This is a genomic window from Pseudoxanthomonas sp. CCNWLW251 (assembly GCF_037402255.1).
GTDB lineage: Bacteria > Pseudomonadota > Gammaproteobacteria > Xanthomonadales > Xanthomonadaceae > Pseudoxanthomonas_A.
In genome coordinates this window covers 659,885-683,055 of sequence record NZ_JBBEGA010000001.1, presented here as the reverse complement: position 1 = coordinate 683,055, position 23,171 = coordinate 659,885, and the positions used below count along the sequence as shown (strand labels likewise).

General features: G+C 67.2%; 15 protein-coding genes, 1 tRNA gene and 1 pseudogene. 9 read left to right on the top strand and 8 right to left on the bottom strand.

The genetic code is table 11. The features are described 5' to 3' along the window. Positions 1-7: 7 nt before the first annotated feature. The 3 genes from WBN46_RS03270 to rpsB form a co-directional block, all read right to left on the bottom strand. On the bottom strand, positions 8-1,501 hold the full coding sequence (locus tag WBN46_RS03270; protein ID WP_337730283.1) for an HDOD domain-containing protein: 1,494 nt from the start codon (positions 1,499-1,501) through the stop codon (positions 8-10). A 219-nt stretch (positions 1,502-1,720) separates the two neighbouring features. Next, on the bottom strand, positions 1,721-2,599 hold the full coding sequence (tsf, locus tag WBN46_RS03265; protein WP_192200588.1) for a translation elongation factor Ts: 879 nt from the start codon (positions 2,597-2,599) through the stop codon (positions 1,721-1,723). 195 nt (positions 2,600-2,794) lie between these two features. Beyond that, on the bottom strand, positions 2,795-3,598 hold the full coding sequence (gene rpsB / locus WBN46_RS03260; protein ID WP_337730282.1) for a 30S ribosomal protein S2: 804 nt from the start codon (positions 3,596-3,598) through the stop codon (positions 2,795-2,797). 323 nt (positions 3,599-3,921) lie between these two features. Between rpsB and map the strand changes: the two genes are divergently transcribed. The 7 genes and pseudogenes from map (at position 3,922) to WBN46_RS03225 (ending at position 12,042) form a co-directional block, all read left to right on the top strand. Then, positions 3,922-4,698, top strand: coding sequence for a type I methionyl aminopeptidase (map, locus tag WBN46_RS03255; protein WP_192200590.1), 777 nt, complete (start codon positions 3,922-3,924; stop codon positions 4,696-4,698). A gap of 44 nt (positions 4,699-4,742) precedes the next feature. Next, a complete protein-coding gene (glnD, locus tag WBN46_RS03250) occupies positions 4,743-7,337 on the top strand; it encodes a [protein-PII] uridylyltransferase (RefSeq protein ID WP_337730870.1) in 2,595 nt (864 codons plus the stop codon). Positions 7,338-7,383: 46 nt separating this feature from the next. Then, a pseudogene (dapD, locus tag WBN46_RS03245) lies at positions 7,384-8,211 on the top strand (2,3,4,5-tetrahydropyridine-2,6-dicarboxylate N-succinyltransferase); the annotation flags it as partial. Positions 8,212-8,214: 3 nt separating this feature from the next. Continuing rightward, on the top strand, positions 8,215-8,577 hold the full coding sequence (locus WBN46_RS03240; RefSeq protein WP_192200592.1) for an arsenate reductase: 363 nt from the start codon (positions 8,215-8,217) through the stop codon (positions 8,575-8,577). Beyond that, entirely contained in the window at positions 8,574-9,716 is a 1,143-nt protein-coding gene (gene dapE, locus WBN46_RS03235) for a succinyl-diaminopimelate desuccinylase (RefSeq protein WP_337730281.1), read from the top strand. Before WBN46_RS03240 ends, dapE begins: the two co-directional genes overlap by 4 nt. Before the next feature lie 257 nt (positions 9,717-9,973). Next, positions 9,974-11,671 carry an asparagine synthase B gene (gene asnB / locus WBN46_RS03230; RefSeq protein WP_337730280.1) on the top strand — a complete coding sequence of 566 codons (1,698 nt, stop codon included), beginning with the start codon at positions 9,974-9,976 and terminating at the stop codon, positions 11,669-11,671. Between the two features lie 2 nt (positions 11,672-11,673). Next, a complete protein-coding gene (locus tag WBN46_RS03225; protein ID WP_337730279.1) occupies positions 11,674-12,042 on the top strand; it encodes a nuclear transport factor 2 family protein in 369 nt (122 codons plus the stop codon). Here the strand turns inward: WBN46_RS03225 and WBN46_RS03220 are convergent. Then, on the bottom strand, positions 12,030-14,444 hold the full coding sequence (locus WBN46_RS03220) for a penicillin acylase family protein (RefSeq protein WP_337730278.1): 2,415 nt from the start codon (positions 14,442-14,444) through the stop codon (positions 12,030-12,032). The genes WBN46_RS03225 and WBN46_RS03220 overlap by 13 nt on opposite strands. A gap of 162 nt (positions 14,445-14,606) precedes the next feature. Here WBN46_RS03220 and bfr point away from each other — a divergent pair, with 162 nt between their 5' ends. After that, positions 14,607-15,092: a bacterioferritin gene (bfr, locus tag WBN46_RS03215; RefSeq protein WP_192200597.1), complete on the top strand. Its 486-nt coding sequence runs from the start codon at positions 14,607-14,609 to the stop codon at positions 15,090-15,092. 9 nt (positions 15,093-15,101) lie between these two features. Here the strand turns inward: bfr and WBN46_RS03210 are convergent, their stop codons facing one another. The 4 genes from WBN46_RS03210 to WBN46_RS03195 all read right to left on the bottom strand — a co-directional run bounded on the left by WBN46_RS03210 (position 15,102) and on the right by WBN46_RS03195 (position 20,321). Continuing rightward, positions 15,102-15,758 carry a thiopurine S-methyltransferase gene (locus WBN46_RS03210; protein WP_337730277.1) on the bottom strand — a complete coding sequence of 219 codons (657 nt, stop codon included), beginning with the start codon at positions 15,756-15,758 and terminating at the stop codon, positions 15,102-15,104. Positions 15,759-15,941: 183 nt separating this feature from the next. After that, positions 15,942-18,185: a DNA topoisomerase IV subunit A gene (parC, locus tag WBN46_RS03205; RefSeq protein WP_337730276.1), complete on the bottom strand. Its 2,244-nt coding sequence runs from the start codon at positions 18,183-18,185 to the stop codon at positions 15,942-15,944. 58 nt (positions 18,186-18,243) lie between these two features. After that, complete coding sequence (locus WBN46_RS03200) at positions 18,244-20,064, bottom strand: SLC13 family permease (protein WP_337730275.1); 1,821 nt, start codon at positions 20,062-20,064, stop codon at positions 18,244-18,246. 172 nt (positions 20,065-20,236) lie between these two features. Further along, positions 20,237-20,321 (bottom strand) — tRNA-Leu (locus WBN46_RS03195). 93 nt (positions 20,322-20,414) lie between these two features. On the opposite strand from WBN46_RS03195, the gene rnr reads away from it, so the two are divergent. Beyond that, a complete protein-coding gene (rnr, locus tag WBN46_RS03190) occupies positions 20,415-22,910 on the top strand; it encodes a ribonuclease R (protein WP_337730274.1) in 2,496 nt (831 codons plus the stop codon). Positions 22,911-23,171 lie beyond the last annotated feature (261 nt).

Genomic DNA, 23,171 nt, shown 5'->3' with positions numbered 1-23,171 from the left:
GGGCCTGTCAGGGGCCGATGGCGCCGACCGATACCCGGTTGCGGCCTTCGCGCTTGGCGCCATACAGCGCTTCATCCGCCGCGCGAAGCAGGTCATCGACGTGGCGGAACTGTTCCAGTGCACCCTGCGTGGCCAGCCCCGCCGAGAAGGTGATGTGCAGTGGCTGGCCGTCGACATCGGCCATCGCCACGCCGGCCACCTCCGACAGGATGCGCCGCACGACCTGGGCGGCGGCCTCTTCGCCGATGCCCGGCAACACCACCAGGAACTCCTCGCCGCCATAGCGGGCGACGATGTCGCTGCCGCGCACCTGCCGCATCAGCGCCTTGGCGAAATTGCGCAGCACTTCATCGCCGACCAGGTGCCCCCAGCGGTCATTGACCTGCTTGAAGTCGTCCAGGTCGATAAAGGCGATCGACAGCGGCCAGCCGTGCCGCGTGGCGGCATCGAACTCCTTCTCGAGCACTTCTTCCAGCTGGCTGCGGTTGTAGGCCCCGGTCAGCGGGTCGCGCCGCACTTCCTCCGCCAGCCGGCGCGCACGGTCTTCGTGCTCGTTGGCTTCCTTGCGGGCACGCGCCGCGTCCTGGATTTCGCGCAGGTTGCGCACGACCAGCAGTTCGCGTGCCTGGTCCAGCAAAGCCTGGATGCGGGCCGGTGGGGCGGGGGGAACGTCGAACAATGCGTAGACCTCGGGCAGCGCCACGAGCATCTCCTCGGTCAGGGCGAGGAACCCCGGGTAGTCGATCCCGAGCCGCGTGGCGGCCTGCATCGCCGCATGGCGATGCGCTTCCTCCGTCCGCGCTTGGTCCATTCCAGCCAGCCAGATGTCGGCAATGTGGCCGGACACGGCCACGCACGCATTGAACGGGGTGTCCGACGCGGGCATCTCGCTCTCGATGATCGCTTCCCTCAACAGCGCCGGCAGATTCCACTGCCGCGCCAACCACCCGCCCACCGTGGCGTGGTCGCACCCCAGCCAGTCGCGCTCGGCGGCCAGCAGTTCGGCATTGCCAACGGCGCGTTCGACCAGTCGCGCATAGTCATCGCCCAGGACTTCCAGCAGGGCCAGCACGCCGATGTCCTGCAGCAGCCCGGCCAGCATCAGCTCTTCCACCTTGCTGATGCCGGCACGCTGGCCCAGCACCCGACTGGCCAGCGCGGCGATGACGCTGCGACGCCAGACGCGCTCCTGCGCGGCAGGATGGGTGCCGCTGCCGCAGCGTGACAGGGAGAACCCCAATGCCAGCGTCAGGGTGGCATTCAGGCCCAGCACCGTGAGCGCCTGCGAAAGGTTTTCCACCCTGCGGCGACTGGCGTAGAGCGGGGAGTTGGCGATGCGGAGCATGCGCGCGCTCAATGCCGCATCCAGGCCGATCGCATCGGCGGCCGTCGCCATCACCACGTCCGGATCCTGCGCGAGCTCGATGATCCGCAATGCAACGCCGGGCGGGCTGGGCAGATTGCGGCAATTCAGCAGCTGGGCTTCGAGTTCGGGACGCATCCGGGTGCGGGCCACGCAAGTGGGAATTGCCGGCAGGATGCCAGCAATGCGCGACGAAGTGTCACGTTTGAAACCAGTTTCGGCACGGAACGTGCAAACTTGAGTCGTAGTCGACTAACGGTCACGGCGTGCGCGGCGGCATCCGATCCCGCCCGCTACGCGGGCAACAAAAAAGCCGCGGTTCCCCGCGGCTTTTCCGTCGAAGCGGAGAGGGAAGGCTTACGCCAGCCCGGCCTGCTTCATGACTTCGGCGGCGTAGTCTTCCACCACCTTCTCGATGCCTTCGCCGACCACCAAGCGCTGGAAACCGACCACGTCGGCACCGGCGGCCTTCACGACCTGCTCGACCGACTTGTCGCTGTCCAGCACGTACGGCTGGCCGTACAGGGTCACTTCGTTGACGATCTTGTTGATCTTGCCGGAGATGATCTTCTCCAGGATGTCGGCCGGCTTGGCCTTGTCCTTGTCCGACATCTTCGCCAGCTCGATTTCCTTTTCCTTCGCCACGAATTCGGCCGGCACGTCGGCGGCCTTGTTGTGCGGCGGGTTCATCGCGGCGATGTGCATCGCCAGGCCGCGGGCCAGTTCGGCGTCGCCGCCCTTGACCTCGACCAGCACGCCGATCTTGCCGCCGTGCACGTAGGCCGCGACGTTGTTGGCGCTGTCGATCGACACCAGGCGACGGATCTGCATGTTCTCGCCCAGCTTGGCGATGGCGGCGGCGCGGGCTTCCTCGACGGTCTCGCCCGAGGCCAGCTTGGCGCTCTTCAGCGCTTCCACATCGGCGGCGCCCGAGGTCAGCGCGGCCTGCGCGATGGCGTCGGTGAAGGCGATGAAGTTGGCGTCCTTGGCGACGAAGTCGGTCTCGGAGTTGATCTCGACCAGCACGGCCTTGCCGCCGTCCTGGGCCACGGCCACGCGGCCTTCGGCGGTGACGCGGTCGGCCTTCTTGTCGGCCTTGGCCAGGCCCGACTTGCGCAGCCACTCGGCCGCGGCGTCGATGTCGGCGTTGTTCTCGGTGAGTGCCTTCTTGCACTCCATCATGCCGGCGCCAGTGCGCTCGCGCAGTTCCTTGACCAGGGAAGCGGTGATTTCCACGGGATTACCTCTATTTGGATTGGCAAAGCCCCTCTCCCGTCGGAAGAGGGGTTGGGGTGAGGGTGCGGCGGAGTCGCGATGCATGCAGCGTCGACGTGCTCCGTACCTTCATCCGCCCTTCGGGCACCTTCTCCCGATGGGAGAAGGCGGAACATGGGCCGCCGCGCAGCATGGCGCAGCGGCATTGCAGCCGGATTACTCGGCGGCGGCTTCGTCGGGCTTCTTGCCGGCGGCCTTCTTGGCCGGGGCGCGACGGGCACCCTTGTCGTCGCCGCCTTCGGCGAACTCTTCCTCGCGCACGCTGGCGGCGTTCGGCTGGGCGGCCTTGCCTTCCAGCACGGCGTCGGCGGCGGCACGGGCGTACAGCTGCACGGCGCGGATGGCGTCGTCGTTGCCGGGGATGGCGTAGTCGACCAGGGCCGGGTCGTAGTTCGAGTCGACCACCGCGATCACCGGGATGCCGAGCTTCTTGGCTTCCTTGATGGCGATGTCTTCATGGCCGATGTCGATGACGAACAGCGCGTCCGGCAGTCGGTTCATTTCCTTGATGCCGCCCAGCGAGGCCAGCAGCTTCTCGCGCTCGCGGCGCAGGCCCAGCACTTCGTGCTTGACCAGCTTCTCGAACGTGCCGTCGGTTTCGGCGGCTTCCAGTTCCTTCAGGCGGGCGACCGACTTCTTCACGGTGGCGAAGTTGGTCAGCGTGCCGCCCAGCCAGCGCTGGGTCATGAACGGCATGCCGCAACGCTCGGCCTCTTCCTTCACGGCCTCGCGCGCGCTGCGCTTGGTGCCCAGGAACAGGATGGTGCCGCGCTTCTGGGCGACGCCCGAGATGAAGTTCATCGCGTCGTTGAAGAGCGGAACGGTCTTCTCGAGGTTGATGATGTGGATCTTGCCGCGGGCACCGAAGATGTACGGCGCCATCTTGGGGTTCCAGTAGCGGGTCTGGTGGCCGAAATGGACGCCGGCTTCCAGCATCTGGCGCATGGTGACTTGGGGCATTGCAGTAACTCCATCGAAGGGGAACCCACCGTCCGGTTCAATGGGGGACGGCGCCGGTGAAGGCGGGGTTCCGGGGTTGGGCCTCCCTGCGGCTTCCGTGTCCGAACCCTTCAGTGAAGGGCACCCCGGCACGGGTTGGGGCAGCAGGTGTGGATTCGTCGGTGTCGCCCGACGTGGGCGGTCCGGACCGGGCAACCCCAGGCACGAAGCCGAGGGAGTATAGCCGCCTCCAGCCCCCCGCCGCAAACGGTACGGACCGCCTTGGGCTGGGCCTTCTCCCGTGGTCGTTCAGCCCGGGCGCCAAATGGGGGATAATCGGCCATATGGCCATCCAGCTGAAAACCCCCGAAGACCTCGCCCAGATGCGCATCGCCGGCCGCCTGGCCGCCGAAGTGCTGCAAGTGGTCGCCCCGCACGTGAAGCCGGGCGTGACCACCGCCGAACTGGACCGCATCTGCCACGATCACATCGTCAACGTGCAGAAAGCCATCCCGGCCAACGTGGGCTACAAGGGCTTCCCGGCGACGGTCTGCACCTCGGTCAACAACGTCATCTGCCATGGCATCCCGAGCGAAGCGAAGGTGCTCAAGGATGGCGACATCCTCAACATCGACGTCACCGTCATCAAGGACGGCTGGCACGGCGACACCAGCCGCATGTACATCGTCGGCACCCCGTCGGTGATGGCGAAGCGGCTGGTGGACACCACCCGCGAAGCCATGTTCCGCGGCATCCGCGCGGTGAAACCGGGCGCCACCCTCGGTGACGTGGGCCACGCGATCCAGCAGTACGCCGAAGCCGAGCGCTTCAGCGTGGTGCGCGAGTACTGCGGCCACGGCATCGGCAAGGTCTACCACGACGAGCCGCAGGTGCTGCACTACGGACGCCCCGGCGAGGGCGTGGTGCTGAAGCCGGGCATGACCTTCACCATCGAGCCGATGATCAACGAGGGTGCGCGGCATACCCGCGTGCTGCCCGATGGCTGGACCGTGGTCACCAAGGACCGCAAGCTGTCCGCGCAGTGGGAGCACACCGTCGCGGTGACCGAGGACGGCGTCGAGATCCTGACCCGCGTGCCGGGCGACGACAACGACCTGTGAGCACCACGACAGCCGCGAACGGACACGCGACGCGGCTTCCGGACATCGGCCCGGACGTCGCCGATGACGCGGTCTGGTCGGCGGCGGCGCGCGCCTCGCTCGGCCATACCGATGCGCGGCTGGACAAGCGCTTCGACCAGGACGACGGTATGGACCGCATCCTCGCGCTGCGCGCGCGGGCGGTGGACCACCTGCTGAAGGACGCCTGGCTGCGCTGCATCCCCGCGGATGCGCCGATGGCGCTGTTCGCGGTGGGCGGGTACGGGCGTGGCGAACTGTTTCCGCAATCCGACGTCGACGTGCTGGTGCTGGCTGCATCCGACGTGCAGCAGGCCCACCACGATGCCGTGGCACGCTTCTTCGCGATGCTCTGGGATGCTGGCCTGCCGATCAGCCACAGCGTGCGCTCGGCGAGCGAATGCACGGCCGCTGCCGCCGCCGACCAGAGCGTGCTGACTGCGCTGATCGAGGAGCGGCTGATCATTGGCGAACCGGTGGACGAAGGCCTGCTGATCGATGCCATCGGTCCGGCCCGGGTCTGGCCGCCGCGCGATTTCTTCGTCGCCAAGCGCGAGGAGCTGCGCATCCGCCACGCACGCTTCGGCGACACGTCCGACAATCTCGAACCCAACATCAAGGAAGGCCCGGGCGGGTTGCGCGACCTGCACACGCTGGGCTGGATGGCGCTGCGCACGTTCGGCGTGCGCGACCTTGAGCCGCTGGTAGGCCTGGGCCACCTGGGCCAGGACGAAGCTCTCGCGCTCGCGCGCGAGCGGCGTGCGCTGGGTCGCCTGCGCTACGGCCTGCATCGCGTGGCAGGTCGCCCCGAGGAGCGCCTTCGCTTCGATTACCAGAAGACGCTGGCGCAGCGTCTTGGTTTCGCCGATGACGCGGGAAGCCTGGGCGTCGAGAAGATGATGCAGGGCTTCTACCGCAGTGCCGCCATCGTGCGCCGGATCAGCGACCGCCTGCTGCAGCGCTTCGAGGAACAGTTCGACGGCGAGGCATTGCCCGAACCGCTGGATGAGCGCTTTGCGCTGCGCCGGGGTTATCTGGCCGCGCGCGAGGTGGCCTGGCCCGGGGACGATGTCGCCCAGGTGTTCGCGTTGTTCGCGACATGGGCGGCGCACCCGCAGATCCGTGGCCTGCATTCGCGCACGGCGCGTGCGCTGGCGGAATCGCTGCCCAGGCTGTCGGCGTACCCGGCAGCCGACCGGCTGCAGCGTGATGCCTTCATGGCGCTGCTGCGCGGCCCGCGCGCGGTGGAAACGCTGACCCGCATGGCGCGCCTGGGCGTGCTGGGGCAGTGGATCCCTGCGTTCGCCCGCGTGTCGGGGCGCATGCAGTTCGACCTGTTCCATGTCTACACGGTGGACCAGCACACCTTGATGGTGCTGCGGAACATCGCCGCATTCGCCGCCGGCCGTGCCGACGACCGCTTCTCCATCGCGCATGAAGTCTGGCCACGCCTGCGCAAGCCCGAACTGCTCCTGCTGGCCGGCCTGTTCCATGACATCGCCAAGGGGCGTGGTGGCGATCATTCGGAGCTGGGCGCCGTGGATGCACGCGAGTTCTGCGTGGCGCACGGGCTCAGCGAGGCGGACACCGCGCTGGTCGCGTGGCTGGTGGAGCAGCACCTGCGCATGTCGGTGACGGCGCAGAAGCAGGATATTTCCGACCCGGACGTCATCCACGCCTTCGCCACACTGGTCGGAGACCGCGAGCGGCTGGACTATCTCTACCTGCTGACCTGCGCGGACATTGCCGGCACCAGCCCCAAGCTCTGGAACGCGTGGAAGGACCGGCTGCTCGCCGATCTGTACTTCGCTGCGCGGCGCGTGTTGCGGGAAGGGCTGGAGAATCCGGTCGCCGTGGACGAGCGTCTCGACGAAGCGCGCGGAAGCGTGCGTGCGCTGCTGGAAGTGCAGGGCATGGCAGCCGCACAGGCGGACGCCCTGTTCGCGACCATGCCTGAAGAGAGTTTCCTGCGCTTCCGTCCGGAGCAACTGGCCTGGCAGGCACAGGCCATCCGTGGCGCGATGCCTGGCGAGACGCGGGTGCGCGCACGCCGCATCGCCGACGACGCGGACGCGATGGAAGTGTTCGTGCATTCGCCGGACCGTGACGGCCTGTTTGCCGCGATCCTCGCCACGCTCGACCGCATGGGCTTCGCGATTCACCAGGCGCGCGTGCTGGTGGGACCCCAGGGCACCGTCTTCGATACGTTCGAAGTCCTGCCGGCCGATGCCTATGCGCCGCGCGATCCCGTCGAGGTGGCGCGCGGCCTGGGCGACGCGCTCGCGCGGCCGCTGGACAGCGTGCGTACGTCCCGGCGCGCCGTGCCGCGCCAGCTCAAGCATTTCCGATTCGCACCGCGCATCGAGTTCGACACCACGCCGGACGGGCGCAGGACCATCCTCGGCCTGGTCGCGCCTGACCGCCCGGGACTGCTGTCGGACGTGGCCCAGGTGCTGCGCCGGCAGGGCCTGCGCGTGCACGACGCACGCATCGCCACGTTCGGCGAGCGGGCGGAAGACGTTTTCCAGATCACCGACGAGCACGACCAGCCCCTGACCGGCGCGGCCATGCAGGACGCGTTGCGCGACGCGCTGCGCGCCGGCCTCGATACCCCCACCTGAGCAGAACCCAGCAGGACCTTTGATGACCCGCAAAGCCAGCAAGAACGAAGAACTGAAGTCCACCATCGAGAGCGCGTTCGAGCGCCGGGCCGAGCTGACGCCGGCCGAGATCGAGGGCTCCACCCGCACCGCCGTTGAGCTGGCGATCGAGGGCCTGGAGAGCGGAAAACTGCGCGTGGCCGAGCCCGACGGCAAGGGTGGCTGGAAGGTCAACGAATGGCTGAAGAAGGCCGTGCTGCTGTATTTCCGCGTCAGCGAGATGGAACTGGTCGAAGCCTATCCCGCGCCGTTCTGGGACAAGGTCGAGGCGCGCTTCGGCGCCTTCGACGAGAACGATTTCCGCAAGCTCGGCGTGCGCGTGGTGCCGGGCGCCATCGCGCGCCGCGGCACGTACTTCGGCAAGGACGTGGTGCTGATGCCGAGCTTCGTCAACATCGGGGCGTACGTGGGCGAAGGCACGATGGTCGACACCTGGGCGACCGTCGGCTCCTGCGCGCAGATCGGCAAGCACTGCCACCTGTCGGGCGGTGCCGGCATCGGCGGCGTGCTGGAACCGCTGCAGGCCAGCCCGACGATCATCGAGGACCACTGCTTCATCGGGGCGCGCTCGGAAGTCGTCGAAGGCGTCGTGGTCGGGCACCACAGCGTGATCGGCATGGGGGTGTTCATCGGTCAGTCCACGCGCATCTACAACCGCGCCACCAAGGAAATCACGTACGGCTACGTACCGCCGGGCAGCGTGGTGGTGTCCGGTTCGCTGCCGGCCGCCGATGGTTCGCATTCGTTGTACTGCGCGGTGATCGTCAAGCAGGTCGACGAGAAGACCCGCAGCAAGACCAGCGTCAACGAATTGCTGCGCGGATTGGCGGACTGAGCGATGGCGACGACGCTCTATGGTTTGAAGAACTGCGACACCTGCAGGAAGGCGATGAAGTGGCTGGACCGCTTCGGCGTCGCGTACACGTTCGTCGACTACCGCGACAGTCGGCAGTCGCCCGAGACGCTGAAGGGCTGGGCGGACAAGGCGGGCGGCTGGGATGCGCTGATCAACAAGTCCTCGACGACCTGGCGCCAGTTGCCGGACAACCGCAAGGCACCTGGCTCCGATGCGGAGTGGAAGTTGCTGCTGAAGGAGTATCCGCAGCTGATCCGCCGCCCAGTGGTGATCACGGGTGAAGACGGGTTTTCACAGGGCTTCAGCGACAATGGGTTCAAGAAGATCTTCGGAGCCGGCGCGTGAGCGATGTCGTCGAACTCTCCAGCGAACTGATCCGCCGCCATTCGGTGACGCCGGATGACGCAGGTTGCCAGCAGGTGCTGGCGACGCGGTTGGGCCAGGCCGGTTTCCACTGCGAACACCTGCGCTTCGGCGACACCGACAATCTCTGGGCCACGCATGGCGCCGGTTCGCCGGTGCTGGTGCTGCTCGGGCACACCGATGTCGTGCCTCCCGGGCCGCTGGACGCGTGGACCAGCGATCCCTTCGTGCCCACCATCCGCGATGGCGTGCTGTATGGTCGTGGTACCGCCGACATGAAATGCAGCGTGGCCGCGTGCACGATCGCGCTGGAGCGGTTCGTCGACGCGCATCCGGACCATCCCGGCACGGTGGCGCTGCTGGTCACCTCTGACGAGGAAGGCGACGCGCATGATGGGGTGAAGAAAGTCGCCGCGCTGTTTCGCGAGCGTGGCCAGAAGATCGACTGGTGCATCACCGGCGAACCGTCGTCGAAGGATGTGCTGGGCGACCTGCTGCGCGTGGGGCGGCGCGGCACGCTGACCGCGACACTGGCCGTGCGCGGCGTGCAGGGACATGTGGCGTATCCGCACAAGGCGCTCAACCCGATCCACAAGGCGTTGCCGGCGCTGGATGAACTGGCAGCGCGGCAGTGGGACGAAGGCTACGAGACTTTTCCGCCGACCAGCCTGCAGATTTCCAACATCCATTCCGGTACCGGTGCCAGCAATGTCATCCCGGGCGAACTGCAGGTGGTGTTCAACCTGCGCTTCAATCCCAGCTGGACGGCGGAGAAGCTGGAGCAGGAGATCGAAGCCATCTTCCAGCGGCACGGCCTCGACTACCGCGTGCAGTGGCATCGCGGTGGCGAGCCGTTCTACACGCCCGAAGGCCACCTGCGCGCCACGGCGCGCGCGGTGCTGGGCGAGTTCGCCGGTGCGCCGCCGGAGGAAAGCACGGCGGGCGGCACGTCCGATGCGCGCTTCATCGCGCCGCTGGGTGCGGAATGCATCGAGGTCGGGCCGGTCAACGCCAGCATCCACAAGGTCGACGAGCACGTGCGCGTCGCGGACCTGGAGGCACTGCCGGGCCTGTACCAGGCCCTGGTCGAACGGCTGATGCTGCCGGCGCGCGCGCCCTGAGGCATTTGCGCGCCGCCGTTTGCTTTCGGATGAAACAGTTGCCAAGCGGCGGCGGGACCGGTTACGGTCGCGCCATGCCCTGCCGCACCGCCATCAACAACAACCGCAATAACCTGCGCCCGAACAACGGGACGCGGGCGATGCGGCTCTGCGACTAGGCAACGGAAGACCTGCCGGATACCAGAAACCCGCATCGCGAGATGCGGGTTTTTTCGTTTCCGGCTTCCATCATCGAACCCCACCAGGAGTTTCCTCCCATGTGTTCCATCTTCGGCATCTTCGGGCTGCAGCCCGGCGACGACATCCAGGCCCTCCGGCGACAGGCGCTGGAACTTTCGCAGAAGCAGCGCCATCGCGGACCCGACTGGAGCGGTGTCTACCATGACGACGGCGCCATCCTGGTGCACGAACGGCTGGCCATCGTCGATCCGGCCGGCGGCTCGCAGCCGCTGCGTTCGGCCGATGGGGCGCTGGTGCTGGCGGTCAACGGCGAGATCTACAACCATCGCGAGTTGAAGGCGGAACTGAAGCAGGACTACGCCTTCCAGACCGGTTCCGACTGCGAGGTCATCAATGCGCTGTACCGCGAGGACGAACCGGTGTCGTTCCTCAACCGCCTCAACGGCATCTTCGCCTTCGCGCTGTGGGACAAGGCGACGGGCCGGGCGCTGATCGCGCGCGATCCCATCGGCGTGTGCCCGCTGTACTGGGGCCACGATCGCGAGGGCCGGCTGTGCGTGGCATCGGAGATGAAGGCGCTGTCGCCGATCTGCGCGGATGTCGCCCAGTTCCCGCCGGGCCACTACTACGAGACGGCGACGCGGACGCTGGTCAAGTACTACGAAAAGCCGTGGCGTGATTACGCCGCAGTGGAGCATGTGGAAGTCGCCAGGCAGGAGCTGCGCGAAGCATTCGAGCGCGCCGTGCATCGCCAGCTGATGACCGACGTGCCCTACGGCGTGCTGCTGTCCGGTGGCCTGGACTCCTCGCTGGTCGCGGCCGTCGCCGCGCGTTATGCACGGCATCGCATCGAGGACAACGACACGACCGAAGCCTGGTGGCCGCGGCTGCACTCGTTCGCCATCGGCCTGGACGGGTCGCCCGACCTGGCGGCGGCGGAAGTCGCGGCGAAGGCATTGGGTACCGTGCACCACGGCTTCACCTACACGTTCCAAGAGGGGCTCGACGCCATCCCGGAAGTGATCCGCCACATCGAAACCTACGACGTCACGACCATCCGCGCCTCCACGCCGATGTACCTGCTGGCGCGTCGCATCAAGGCGATGGGGGTGAAGATGGTGCTGTCGGGCGAGGGCAGCGACGAGATCTTCGGCGGTTACCTGTACTTCCACAAGGCGCCGGACGCGCGCGAATTCCACGAGGAGCTGGTGCGCAAGCTGGACGCGCTCTACAACTACGACTGCCTGCGCGCGAACAAGTCGATGATGGCCTGGGGCGTGGAACCACGCGTGCCGTTCCTCGACGTGGAGTTCCTCGACGTGGCCATGAAGATGGATGCCTTGCACAAGATGATCGACAAGGGCAGCGCCGGCGCGCAGCGGATGGAAAAGGGCATATTGCGCGAGGCGTTCGAGGGCTATCTGCCGGAGTCGATCCTGTGGCGGCAGAAGGAGCAATTCAGCGACGGCGTCGGCTACGGCTGGATCGACGGGCTGAAGGCGCATGCGGAGGCACAGGTCAGCGATCGCGAACTGGCGGCGGCCGACAAGCGCTTCCCGGTCAATCCGCCGCAGACCAAGGAGGCCTATTTCTATCGCACGCTGTTCGAACAGCACTATCCGGGCCAGGCCTGCGCGGAAACGGTGCCGGGCGGCAAGTCGATCGCGTGCTCGTCGCCGGCGGCGATCGCGTGGGATGCCAGCTTCGCGAAGATGGCCGATCCGTCCGGCCGTGCCGTGGCCGGCGTGCACGCGGCGGCCTTGCAGGCGGGCTGACGATGTCACCCGCCGACGTGGTGCGCGAATGGGTCCGCCGCTTCAACGCGGCGGACGTGGATGGCCTGGCCGCGCTGTATACGGAAGACGCGGTGAATCACCAGGTGGAGGCCGACCCGCTGCACGGACGCGAGGCGATCGCGATGCTGTTCCGCACCGAATTCGCGCGCGCGACGATGGTGTGCGAGGTGGAACAGATCCTCGAGGACGGGGAGTGGGCCGTGATGGAATGGCGCGATCCGCTCGGACTGCGCGGCTGCGGCTTCTTCCGCGTGCGCGACGGTCGCATCGTGTTCCAGCGCGGCTACTTCGACCAGCTCAGCTTCTTCCGCCAGCAGGGGCTGGCGGTACCGGATCACTACCTGGGCTGAGCGTTGGCGGGACGCAGCGTCAGTGTGTGGGCGGCATCGCCCGGCAGGAATGGCGTCGGCCGTCCGTGTACCCAGTCGTCATGGCCTGCGCCCCAGAACGGCGACATCGGGTGGCCACTCTGGCCGCCCGGCATGTGGATGATGCCGTCGGCCTCGTGGCCGGGCGACACCACCATGCGTTCCGAGGCGCCGAAGGACGGACCCTGCACGCGCGGCATGGCGCCGTCACCGGCGAGCGGTTCGCCCGGCATGCAGAGCTTGGGCTTGAGGAAGGCGGGCAGGGCGTTCGCCAGCGGATGGCAGATCTTCGCAGTGTTGCGCTCGCCCCAGCGACGCTGCGCCAGCGGCCCTTGATCGGCCAGGTCGTCGCGGACTTCCTTCGCCGCGTCTTCCAGCAGGGCATCCCACGTCCTGTAGCGGCGCGACAACAGATGCGGGGGACGCTGTTCGAGCAATGGCCAGGCGACGCCTTCCAACTGCGGCAGGTCGGGCATGATGAAGTCGTTGCCCAGGGCTGCCTGTGCCGGTGCGGTCAGGCCATCGGCGATGCGCGCATGCACGGCGAGGCGCCAGGCGCGCACGAGGCGATAGCTGACGGAGTCGACGCTGGCGACGCCTTCCCAGGTCCTGCCCGCATCCGCGAGTGCCTTCACGGAGGAGTCCGCGGGCGATCGTCCGGCTTCATCCTGCAGCAGTTGCCACCAGCGCTGCAGGAACACGGCGCGATCGTCGAGCTGGATGGCCAGCAGGTCCTTTTCGGCGAAGCGTTCCTTCGCCAGCAGGCCGTCGCGGATCTGCCTGGCACGCGCGCCCAGCGCATAGCCGCCATCGCCGACCCGTGCCAGCGCGTCTCCCTCCAGGACGCGCGCATTCGCGGTCCACAAACGGTGGTTGGGCGGCGAGGTCAGTACCGGCGTGAGCTGGCTGGAGATGAGCCACGGCGTGCATCGGCTCGGTGGTGCGGGGGTGGCTGCTGATGCATCCGCGCTGCCGCGCGTGAACTCCAGCGAGTGCGTGCATGCACCCGCGCGCGATGCCAGCGGGCCGAGGATGCGCCAGGCGACGCGCCCCTTGTGGTCCGCGATGACGAGATTCTGTGCCGGCGTGGCGGTGCGCTGTGCGACTGACAGCACGGAGGGAAGATCACCGGCGGTGGCGAAATCCGCCAGGCCGAAGTTCAGCGCGCCGGGCTGGTGTGCGACCCAACGCAGGGCCAGCGCGGGCTTGCCGGGCGTCGCCGGATGCACGATGGGCCCGTAGCGCGTGTCGACAACGTCCAGCGTGACGGCATCGGCACCGGCCACGCGGATGGTTTCGGCGTGGTGTTCGGTCGCATCGCAGGTGGCCGGATCATCGCCCTTGTTGCACGGCTTCACCGGATACCAGTCCGCCGTGTCCGCATAGCTGTTGGTGAAGCCCCATGCCACATGCCCGTTGCTGCCGACGATGATGGCGGGCAGGCCGGGCAGGCTGAAGCCGGATACATCGACCGTCCCGCCGGGCGCGCGCGGGTTCGGATAACGCAGGCGGACGCGGAACCAGATGTTGGGCGCACGCAGGCCCAGATGCATGTCGTCGGCAACGATGGCGCGGCCGTCGGCGGTCAGTGCGCCGGCCACCGCCCAGTTGTTGCTGCCGGGCGTGCCCTTGTCGGCCAGGCGCCGGTGCGAGTCGGTCTTCGGCATCGGCAGCGTGCGCAGGTCGACACCCGTTGCCGGTGGAAGCGCGGCATTGCCTCGTGCCTGCCCGTAGAGCGGTGCGTCCCATTCGGTGCCATCGTGGGTCAGCAGGTCGAACAGGGCCGGCGGCACGTGCTGGCGGATCTTCCACAGGCCGAGCTCGCGCAGGTTCCCGGAGTCCTGCAGGTCGAAGTACATCGCGTATCCGGCCAGCGCCGAGTCGGTCACCTCCCAGGCGCGCGGCGATTGCCGCAGCAACAGGTAGGGCCAGGGACGCGCGCGCAGGTCGTCAAGTCCGGCGTTGACGCCAGCGGCATAGGCTTCGAGCTGCGGCATGCGGTCGCCCGCGAATTCGCCCAGGTGCGCGGATACCCGTGCGCGGATGCGGTGGGTGCGGCGCTCCTTGTCCATGTCCACCGCAATGGGGCCGAACAGTTCCGACAGTTCGCCGGCGGAACTGCGCCGCATCAGGTCCATCTCGAAGTAGCGCTCCTGGGCGTGCACGTATCCCAGTGCGCGGGTGGCGTCGGCCTCGCTGGCGGCGTCGATGGTTACCACGCCCAGTGCATCGCGCTGGATCGAGACCGGTGCCGACAGTCCGGCCAGGCCGGACTCGCCTTCCAGCCGGGCCAGGCTGCCCCGCATCAACCACCACACCACAAGCAATGCCACGACAACGAGGGCCAACAGCAGCAGCGCGATGCGCCGGGTCCACTTCAGCATTGCGGGATCCTTGCGGTAGGGGCGTGGGGGTCGCGGCCGATTATTCCATGGAAGCCATGACCGCTACTGCCGCAGCGCAACGACGAACGAGAGTGATTCCGATTCGGTCATCATGGTGCCCGATCGGGCATCCTGTGCGCCTCGCTACCGGAGCCACGTGCCATGAAAGGCCATCCCGACGTCGTCGACTATCTCAAGTTCCTGCTGCGCGGCGAACTCGCTGCCCGCGACCAGTACTTCATCCATTCCCGCCGTTACGAGGACATGGGGCTGAAGGCGCTGTTCAACCGCATCGACCACGAGATGCAGGAAGAAACCCAGCACGCCGATGCGCTGCTGCGCCGCATCCTGTTCCTGGAGGGCGATCCGGACATGCGCCCGGAGTCGTTCGTCGCGGGCAGGACGGTCGAGGAGATGCTGCAGCGCGACCTGGAGGTCGAATACGCCGTACGCGCGAATCTGGCCAAGGGTGTCGGCCTGTGCGAACAGCATGGCGACTATGTCAGCCGCGAGATCCTGCTGGCCCAGCTCAAGGACACCGAGGAAGACCACGCGCACTGGCTGGAACAGCAACTGGGCCTGATCAAGCGCCTGGGCATCGAGCTGTACCTCACGTCGAAGCTGGATGGCGGCAGCGTTTCGGGCTGAGGCGAAGACTCAGGTCCGGCGAAGCCGATAGACGGCGGTGGTGAGCGCAGTCAGGCCTTCCGCCTGGAAGCGCGGCTCTTGGTCCAGGATGTCGCGCCGCTCGAGCAGCACGTGCTGCCACGGTGAAGCGAACAGCGCCTCGACTTCCGCCTGCCCGACCGAGAATGGCGGACCGTCCTTCTGCTGCTGCGGGTACTCCAGCGTGATCAGCAGGCCCCGGCAGCCGGACGGCAACGCGGCATACAGCGTGTCGAGGTAGCGGCGGCGCAGGGCGGGCGGAAGCGCGATCAGCGCTGCACGGTCATAGACCGCCTCCACATCGGCAAGTAGCGCTGGCTCCAGTCCGAACGCATCCCCCAGGACGATCTCGATGGGGCCGGCAGTGAAGTGCTCGCCGTACTGGCTGACTGTCCTGACCGGCTCCACGCCCGCCTCCTGGAAGAACTGCGCCACGGCCAGGGGCGACAGTTCCACGCCCAGCACGCGGTATCCCTGCGCGGCCAGCCAGTGCATGTCCAGCGATTTGCCGCACAGCGGCACCAGGACGCGGGCATCGGCACGCACCTGCAGCGATGGCCAGTGTTTTTCCAGCAGCGGCATCACGTCGCTGCGGTGGAAACCGATCTGGCCTTCCTGCCATCGCTGCAACCAGAATCCGCTATCCATTCGTGCGACCCTCGTCGAAACCGTTGGATTGAAACTCGCCCAGCTGTTGTAGGAGGGGCTTCAGCCCCGAGGCTTCTCCGCGTGTAAAGCGGTCGGGGCTGAAGCCCCTCCTACAGCAATGCCGCCCTGTTGCATGCAGGGCGTCGCGATCACGAACGCGCCGCAGCGCGTCCATGCGGTGGACTACTGGACATCCAGTCCATCGACCTTCTGCCAACCCCGCGGCAACAACCCACCCCGCGTCGCGCGCGCACCGACGTAGGCATCCAGGTCCTTGAACGACAGGCTCATCGTGCGCTGGCCGCTTTTCACCTGCAGCGTGCCGCCGGGCGACACCGCGGCGATGGCGACGACATGCTCGGTGCCCAGCTTGGCCTTCGGGATTTCGATGATCTTGTTGCCCTTGCCCTTGTCGAGTTCCGGCAGTTCGCTGACGGGGAACGCCAGCAGGTGGCCGGCGCTGGTCACCGCGACGATGCGGTCGGTTTCCGCATTCGGCACCGCCGACGGTTGCAGTACATGGGCACCGGCGGTCAGGTTGAGCATGGCCTTGCCGGCCTTCTGGCGACCGGTGAGGTTCTCGAAGCGGGTCACGAAGCCGTAGCCATGCGACGAGGCCAGCACGAAGCGCGTGTCGTTGTCGCCGCTGGCCAGCGCCTGGAACGATGCGCCCGCGGCAGGAGAGAACCGGCCCGTGAGGGGCTCGCCATTGCCGCGCGCCGATGGCAGCGTGTGCACGGCGGTGGAATAGCTGCGGCCCTCCGAATCGAGGAACGCCACCTGCTGCGTACTGCGCGAACGCACAGCTGCGAGCAGGCTGTCGCCGTCGCGGTAGGAAAGCGTGGCCGCATCCATGTCGTGGCCCTTGGCCGCACGGATCCAGCCCTTCGCCGACATCACGACCGTCATCGGCTCGCTGGCAACCAGTTCGGTTTCATCCAGCGCCTGTGCGGCATCGCGTTGCACCAGCGGCGACATGCGCGCGTCGCCGAATTTCTTCGCATCGGCGGTGAGCTCGTCCTTGATCAGCTTTTTCAGCTTGGCCTTGGAGTCCAGCGTGGCGATCAGCTTCTCGCGCTCGCTGGCGAGTTCGTCCTGCTCGCCGCGGATCTTCATTTCCTCAAGGCGGGCGAGTTGCTTCAGCCTGGTGTCGAGGATGTAGTCCGCCTGCTCCTCGCTCAATGCGAAGCGTGCGATCAACGCGGCCCTGGGCTCGTCCTCGGTGCGGATGATGCGGATGACTTCATCCAGGTTGAGGAACGCCACCAGCAGGCCTTCCAGCAGGTGCAGGCGGCGCTCGACTTTTTCCAGCCGGTGCTTCAGGCGGCGGGTGACGGTGTCGCTGCGGAAGGCCAGCCACTCGGTCAGCAACATCTTCAGGTTCTTGACCTGCGGCCGGCCATCCAGTCCGATGATGTTGAGGTTGACCCGGTAACTCTTCTCCAGGTCGGTCGTGGCGAACAGGTGGCCCATCAGCTGTTCGGCATCCACGCGGTTGGAACGCGGAATCAGCACTACGCGCACGGGGTTGGCGTGGTCGGATTCGTCGCGGATGTCTTCCAGCCAGGGCAGCTTTTTCGCGCGCATCTGGGCGGCGATCTGTTCGATCACCTTCGACGGCGAGACCTGGTAGGGCAGGGCATCGATGACGATGTTGGCGTTGTCCTTGCGCCAGACGGCGCGCGCGCGGACGCTGCCGGTACCGTTTTCGTACATCGCGCGGAGGTCCGATGGCGCGGTGATGATCTCGGCCCTGGTGGGATAGTCGGGGCCCCGCACGTGCTCGCACAGGTCGGCGACCGTGGCATCCGGGTCGTCGATCAGCCGGATGCAGGCGCTGACGATCTCGTTGAGATTGTGGGGCGGCACGTCGGTGGCCATGCCGACCGCAATGCCGGTGGTGCCGTTGAGCAGCAGGTGCGGCAGGCGCGCCGGCAACCAGGTGGGCTCCTCCAGCGTGCCGTCGAAATTGGGCGTCCAGTCCGCCGTGCCCTGGCCCAGCTCGCCCAGCAGCACTTCGGCGATCGGCGTGAGCTTGGATTCCGTGTAGCGCATGGCCGCGAACGACTTGGGATCGTCGGGCGAGCCGAAGTTGCCCTGGCCTTCGATCAGCGGATAACGGTAGGAGAACGGCTGCGCCATCAGCACCAGCGCCTCGTAGCACGCGCTGTCGCCGTGCGGGTGGTATTTGCCGATGACGTCGCCGACGGTACGCGCGGACTTCTTCGGCTTGGCGCCGGCATTCAGGCCCAGCTCGCTCATCGCATAGACGATGCGCCGCTGCACGGGCTTCAGACCGTCGCCGATGAAGGGCAGGGCGCGGTCGAGCACCACGTACATGGAGTAATCGAGGTAGGCGCGCTCGGCGTACTCGCGCAGCGGTATCTGCTCGAAGCCGTGGAAGGTGGGGCGGATCGTTTCGGTCATTGCGGGCTTGCAGTCTGCGGGTCGTGGTCGACCCCGCCATTCTACCCGCCACCCCGTCTCACCCGATGCTACCGGGCAGCAACGGACCGTCCAGCCACAGCCAGCGCGCCAGCCACGCCGTGGTGAAGGCGATGCCCAGCGTGAGCGGAACGCCGACGCGCAGGAAATCGCCGAAGGTGTAGCGGCCGGGGTTGAGGATCAGCAGGTTGCCGTGGTGGCCGATCGGGGTGAGGAACGAGGCCACCGCTCCCATCGCCGTGCATACGACGAAGGGCACCGGGTTCAGCTCCAGGCCACCCGCCAGCGCCAGCGCGATGGGGGCGAGCAGTACCGTCGTCGCGGCGTCGGACAGGATCTGCGTCAGCAGCGCGGCGGTACCGAACATCACCAGCAGCAGCACCAGCGGCGACCAGTGTGCGGTGTGGTTGAGCAGCAGGTCCGCCACCAGCGCCGCAGTGCCGGTCTTCTCCATGGCGATGCCCAGCGGGATGACGCCGCCGATCATCACGAAGATACGCACGTCGATTTCCTGGTAGGCGCGCTCGATGTCCACGCAGCGCGTGAGCACCATGGCGACCGCGCCGGCAAGGAAGGCGATGTGCGGCGCGAGCACCTCGGTGGCCGCGGCCGCCACCGCTGCCGCCATGATCAGCAGGGCGATGGGCGCACGACGACGCGGCTTCTCCCTGCCACCGAACGGCATCAGCATCAGGAAGCCGTGATGGGCCGCCAGCGGTTCGAGGTTCTGCTGCTGGCCCCACAGCACGAGCAGGTCGCCCTCCTGCAACACCATTTCCGAGAGCTCGCCATGCAGCCAGCCTTCGCGGCGCCACAGGCCGACCACCACCACGCCCAGGTTCCGCAGGAAATCGATGTCGGCGACGCTGCGGCCGACGAACTCGGAATGCGGCGCGACCACGGCCTGTACCAGCTGCTCTTCGCCAAGGGCTTCGGTCTTCGGTTGTTCGTTTGGTTTTTCGCCGTACTTGGCCACGGCATGCAGGGCCAAGCCGGGCTCATTGCGGATGGAGGCGATCTCGTCCGGCGAGGCCCGCACCAGCAGTACGTCCCCGGCGTCGAGCTTGCCGTCCATCCGCTGGTTGCGGCGACGCATGCCCTGGCGCAGCCAGTCCACCACCTGGAGCCGCTTGTCGAACGCTTCGGCGAATTCGCCGCGCGTCTTGCCCACCCACGGCGAGGCTTCTTCCACCAGCAGTTCGGTGTAGTAACGGTCCAGCTTCAGGTAGTCGCCCTGCGGTGTTTCACCCTCGCGCTTGGGTACCAGCCAGCGTCCCAGCAGCATGTAGGCGGTCCCCAGCACCACCAGGGCGGCACCGATGGGCGTGATGGCGAAGATGTCCAGCCCCGGCAATCCCGCGCGCTTGATCAGGTCGTTGGACAGCAGGAAGGCGGGCGCGCTGAACAAGGTCAGCGTGGTGCCGAGCGATGCCGCCAGCGACATCGGCATCAGCAGGCGCGATGCGGCAAGCTTCTGCTCGCGGGCGATCCGCATCAGGATGGGCAGCATCATCGCGGTGACCATCACGTGGTGCGAGAACGCCGCCAGTGCGGCAGTGGCGGGCATCACCACGGCGATCGTGCGCCATTCGCTGCCGCCGGCCGCCCTGCCGATGCCGGCACCGATGCGTTCGGTGATGCCGGTGGCGGACAAGCCGGCCGACAGCACGAACACGGCGGCGACGATGATCGCCGGTTCGCTGGCGAAGCCCGACAACGCTTCCTTCGGGCCGAGGATGCCCGTCAGCGTGAGCGCGAGCAGCGCAAGCAGCGCGACCAGGTCGACGCGGAGTTTTTCGCTGACGAACAGACCCAACGTGATTGCCAGGATGGCAAGGAAGAGGATCTGCTGGAACTCCATTCGCGCCCCCTGTGTTCGATGTCGGGTCGGATGTCAGGCACCCAGCCTAACGCGTGCGGCGATGCGTGCGCCCGGCGGCGTCGCGGGGACCGGCGGATGCGTCGTGACGAAGCACGCAGGCCGGAACCCCGAAAACAAGAAACCCCCGCTTGCGCGAGGGTTTCGTGATGCGTGGTGCCCAGGAGAGGACTCGAACCTCCACGGTTTTACCCGCTAGTACCTGAAACTAGTGCGTCTACCAATTCCGCCACCTGGGCAGGTAAGCGAGGCGCGCATTTTGTGGGGAGTGCGGGGGATTGTCAACGGTCCCCTTCGCATGGCGTTGTTCAGGCGGGGTGTACCATCCCCCTATGACCAACAAGACACCACGCAGCGGCGGCAAGACGCCCGCCGGGAAAGGAAGCAAGCCAGGCGGCACGCCCGGTTCCCGCAACGCCGGCAAGCCGGCCCCCTCTGGCAAGTCCGGCAAGCCGGCCAAGAAGAGCCTCCCGCCCTGGATGCCCGATGTGCCCGCGCGAGCGCCGTCCCGCACGCATGCCGGCGCACCGCCCGCGCGCCGCAACCCGGGCTCCGGATCACGTACGGGCGGTCGTTTCGTCGATCCGCATGCGCAACGCGAAGCGCAGCGTTATGAACAACCCATTGCCAGTCGCGAGGCCATCCTCGGCTTCCTCGAAGCAGCGGAAGGTCCGCAGACGGCGGAGGAAATCGCCGGTCCACTGGGCCTGGACGCACCCGAGCGTTTCGATGCGCTGTCCAAGCGGCTGGGCGCGATGGTCCGCGATGGCCAACTCGTGCAGAACCGGCGCGGCGGTTTCGCGCCCGTGCAGCAGACCGACCTCATCTCCGGCACGGTGATCGCCAATCCCGACGGCTTCGGTTTCCTGCGTCCTGATGCGGGCGGCGACGATCTGTTCCTGCCGCCCTACGAAATGCGCAAGGTCATGCATGGCGACCGCGCGCTGGCCAATGTCACCGGCATCGATCGCCGCGGTCGTCGCGAAGGCAGCATCGCGCGCGTGCTGGAGCGTGGCGTCACCCGCCTGATCGGGCGGTTCGGTTTCGAAGTGGGCATCGCCTACGTGGCGCCCGACGACAAGCGCATCCAGCGCAACGTCCAGATCCCGCAGGACGCGACCGGTGGCGCGCGCGACGGCCAGCTCGTCGTGGTCGAACTGACCCAGGCGCCGGACACCCGGCGCCCGCCCATCGGCAAGGTCATCGCCGTGCTCGGCGACAGTCTGACGCCATCGCTGGTGGTCGAGGCTGCGATCCACGGCCACAACCTGCCGCACGAGTTCCCGCAGGAGGTGCTGGACGAGGCCACGGCCGTGCCGCTGGTCATCGAGCCCTCGATGATCGGCGATCGCGTGGACCTGCGCGACATGCCGCTGGTGACCATCGACGGCGCCGATGCGAAGGACTTCGACGATGCGGTGTATTGCGAGAGCAATCGCCAGGGCCTGCGCATGAAGAACCGCAGCGGCTACCGCCTGGTGGTGGCCATCGCCGATGTCTCGCACTACGTGCGCCCGGGTACGCCGCTGGATGATGAAGCGCAGAAGCGCGCGACCTCGGTGTACTTCCCGGGTTTCGTGGTGCCCATGCTGCCGGAGACATTGTCCAACGGCATCTGCTCGCTGAATCCGAAAGTGGACCGCATGTGTTTCGTCTGCGACATGCAGGTCAACAGCGAGGGCGAAGTCACCCAGTCGAAGTTCTACGAGGCGGTGATGCGCTCGCACGCACGCCTCACCTACGACCAGGTGTGGAAGGCAGTGGGCGAGGGTGACGCCGAGGCCCGCCAGTCCATCGGCGCCTTGCTGCCGCAGGTCGAGCGCCTGCACGAGCTGTATGGCCTGCTGGCCAAGGCGCGCGAGAAGCGTGGGGCGATCGAGTTCGAGACGTCCGAAGTCCGCTTCGAACTGGACAACCGCGGGGAAGTCACCCAGGCCGGCATGTTGCAGCGGAACGATGCGCACAAGCTGATCGAGGAATGCATGATCGCGGCCAACGTGGAAGCCGCCAGGTTCCTGCTGGGCGCGCGCATTCCCGCGCCGTACCGTGTGCATGACCGGCCGCCGGAATCCAAGTACGCCGACCTGCTCGAGTTCCTGAAGGAATTCAAGTTGAGCCTGCCGGCCTGGAGCAAGGTGCAGCCACGGGATTTCACCCAGCTGCTGAAGAAGATCCGCGAGCGTCCCGACGTGGCCCTGCTGGAATCGGTGGTGCTGCGCAGCCAGAGCCTGGCGGTCTACTCGCCGGACAATGCGGGCCATTTCGGCCTGGCGCTGGAGGCCTACGCGCATTTCACGTCGCCCATCCGCCGGTATCCCGACCTGCTCGTGCACCGCGCCATCAAGTACGCGCTGACCAAGGGCAAGCCGGAGAAATTCCTGTATTCCGCGCACGAGATGGCGGCCCTTTCGCTGCAGTGTTCGGAACGCGCGCGACGCGCCGACGAAGCCGAGCGTGAAGTCGATGAGCGCTACCGTGCGGCGTGGATGGAGCAGCATGTCGGCGGCCAGTTCGACGGCGTGATCAGCGGCGTCACCAGCTTTGGCCTGTTCGTGGAGCTGGACCAGTCCAAGGTCAACGGCCTGGTCCATGTGACCCAGCTGCCGCAGGACTATTACCACTTCGATCCGCTGCGCAAGACATTGTCGGGCGAGCGCCGCGGCATGTCGTTCCGCCTGGGCGACCGCGTCCGCATCATCGTGCTGAAGGCCAGCCTGGAGGAACGCAAGATCGACTTCCGCCTGGTCGACGACAAGGCGAAAGACGGTGGCACGCCCTCGCCCCAGCCGCGTGGGCAGCCGGCCAAGCGCAGGAAGCAGAAGTACTGATTGAAGCCCGTCGTCCCAGCGCACGCTGGGATCCAGCTTGATCTTGGCTTTCTTCAAGGACCTGCGTGAAACGGCAGCATCAGGATGGATACCGGCTTCCGCCGGGATGACGATCAAGGGCGGCACCGTCGTCCCAGCGCACGCTGGAACCCATTTTGATCTTCGCTCTCTTCGCACGGACCTGCGTGCAACGGCAGCATCAGGATGGATCCCGGCTACCGCCGGGATGACGATCAAAGGCGACACTGTCGTCCGGTGCTT

Bases quoted from the DNA above. Each gene is read 5' to 3' on its own strand.
- rpsB (WP_337730282.1), bottom strand. From the start codon at position 3,598: ATGCCCCAAGTCACCATGCGCCAGATGCTGGAAGCCGGCGTCCATTTC.
- parC (WP_337730276.1), bottom strand. From the start codon at position 18,185: ATGACCGAAACGATCCGCCCCACCTTCCACGGCTTCGAGCAGATACCG.
- WBN46_RS03210 (WP_337730277.1), bottom strand. From the start codon at position 15,758: ATGGATAGCGGATTCTGGTTGCAGCGATGGCAGGAAGGCCAGATCGGT.
- WBN46_RS03240 (WP_192200592.1), top strand. From the start codon at position 8,215: ATGGCGACGACGCTCTATGGTTTGAAGAACTGCGACACCTGCAGGAAG.
- rnr (WP_337730274.1), top strand. From the start codon at position 20,415: ATGACCAACAAGACACCACGCAGCGGCGGCAAGACGCCCGCCGGGAAA.
- WBN46_RS03200 (WP_337730275.1), bottom strand. From the start codon at position 20,064: ATGGAGTTCCAGCAGATCCTCTTCCTTGCCATCCTGGCAATCACGTTG.
- asnB (WP_337730280.1), top strand. From the start codon at position 9,974: ATGTGTTCCATCTTCGGCATCTTCGGGCTGCAGCCCGGCGACGACATC.
- WBN46_RS03220 (WP_337730278.1), bottom strand. From the start codon at position 14,444: ATGCTGAAGTGGACCCGGCGCATCGCGCTGCTGCTGTTGGCCCTCGTT.
- bfr (WP_192200597.1), top strand. From the start codon at position 14,607: ATGAAAGGCCATCCCGACGTCGTCGACTATCTCAAGTTCCTGCTGCGC.
- WBN46_RS03225 (WP_337730279.1), top strand. From the start codon at position 11,674: ATGTCACCCGCCGACGTGGTGCGCGAATGGGTCCGCCGCTTCAACGCG.
- WBN46_RS03270 (WP_337730283.1), bottom strand. From the start codon at position 1,501: ATGCGTCCCGAACTCGAAGCCCAGCTGCTGAATTGCCGCAATCTGCCC.
- map (WP_192200590.1), top strand. From the start codon at position 3,922: ATGGCCATCCAGCTGAAAACCCCCGAAGACCTCGCCCAGATGCGCATC.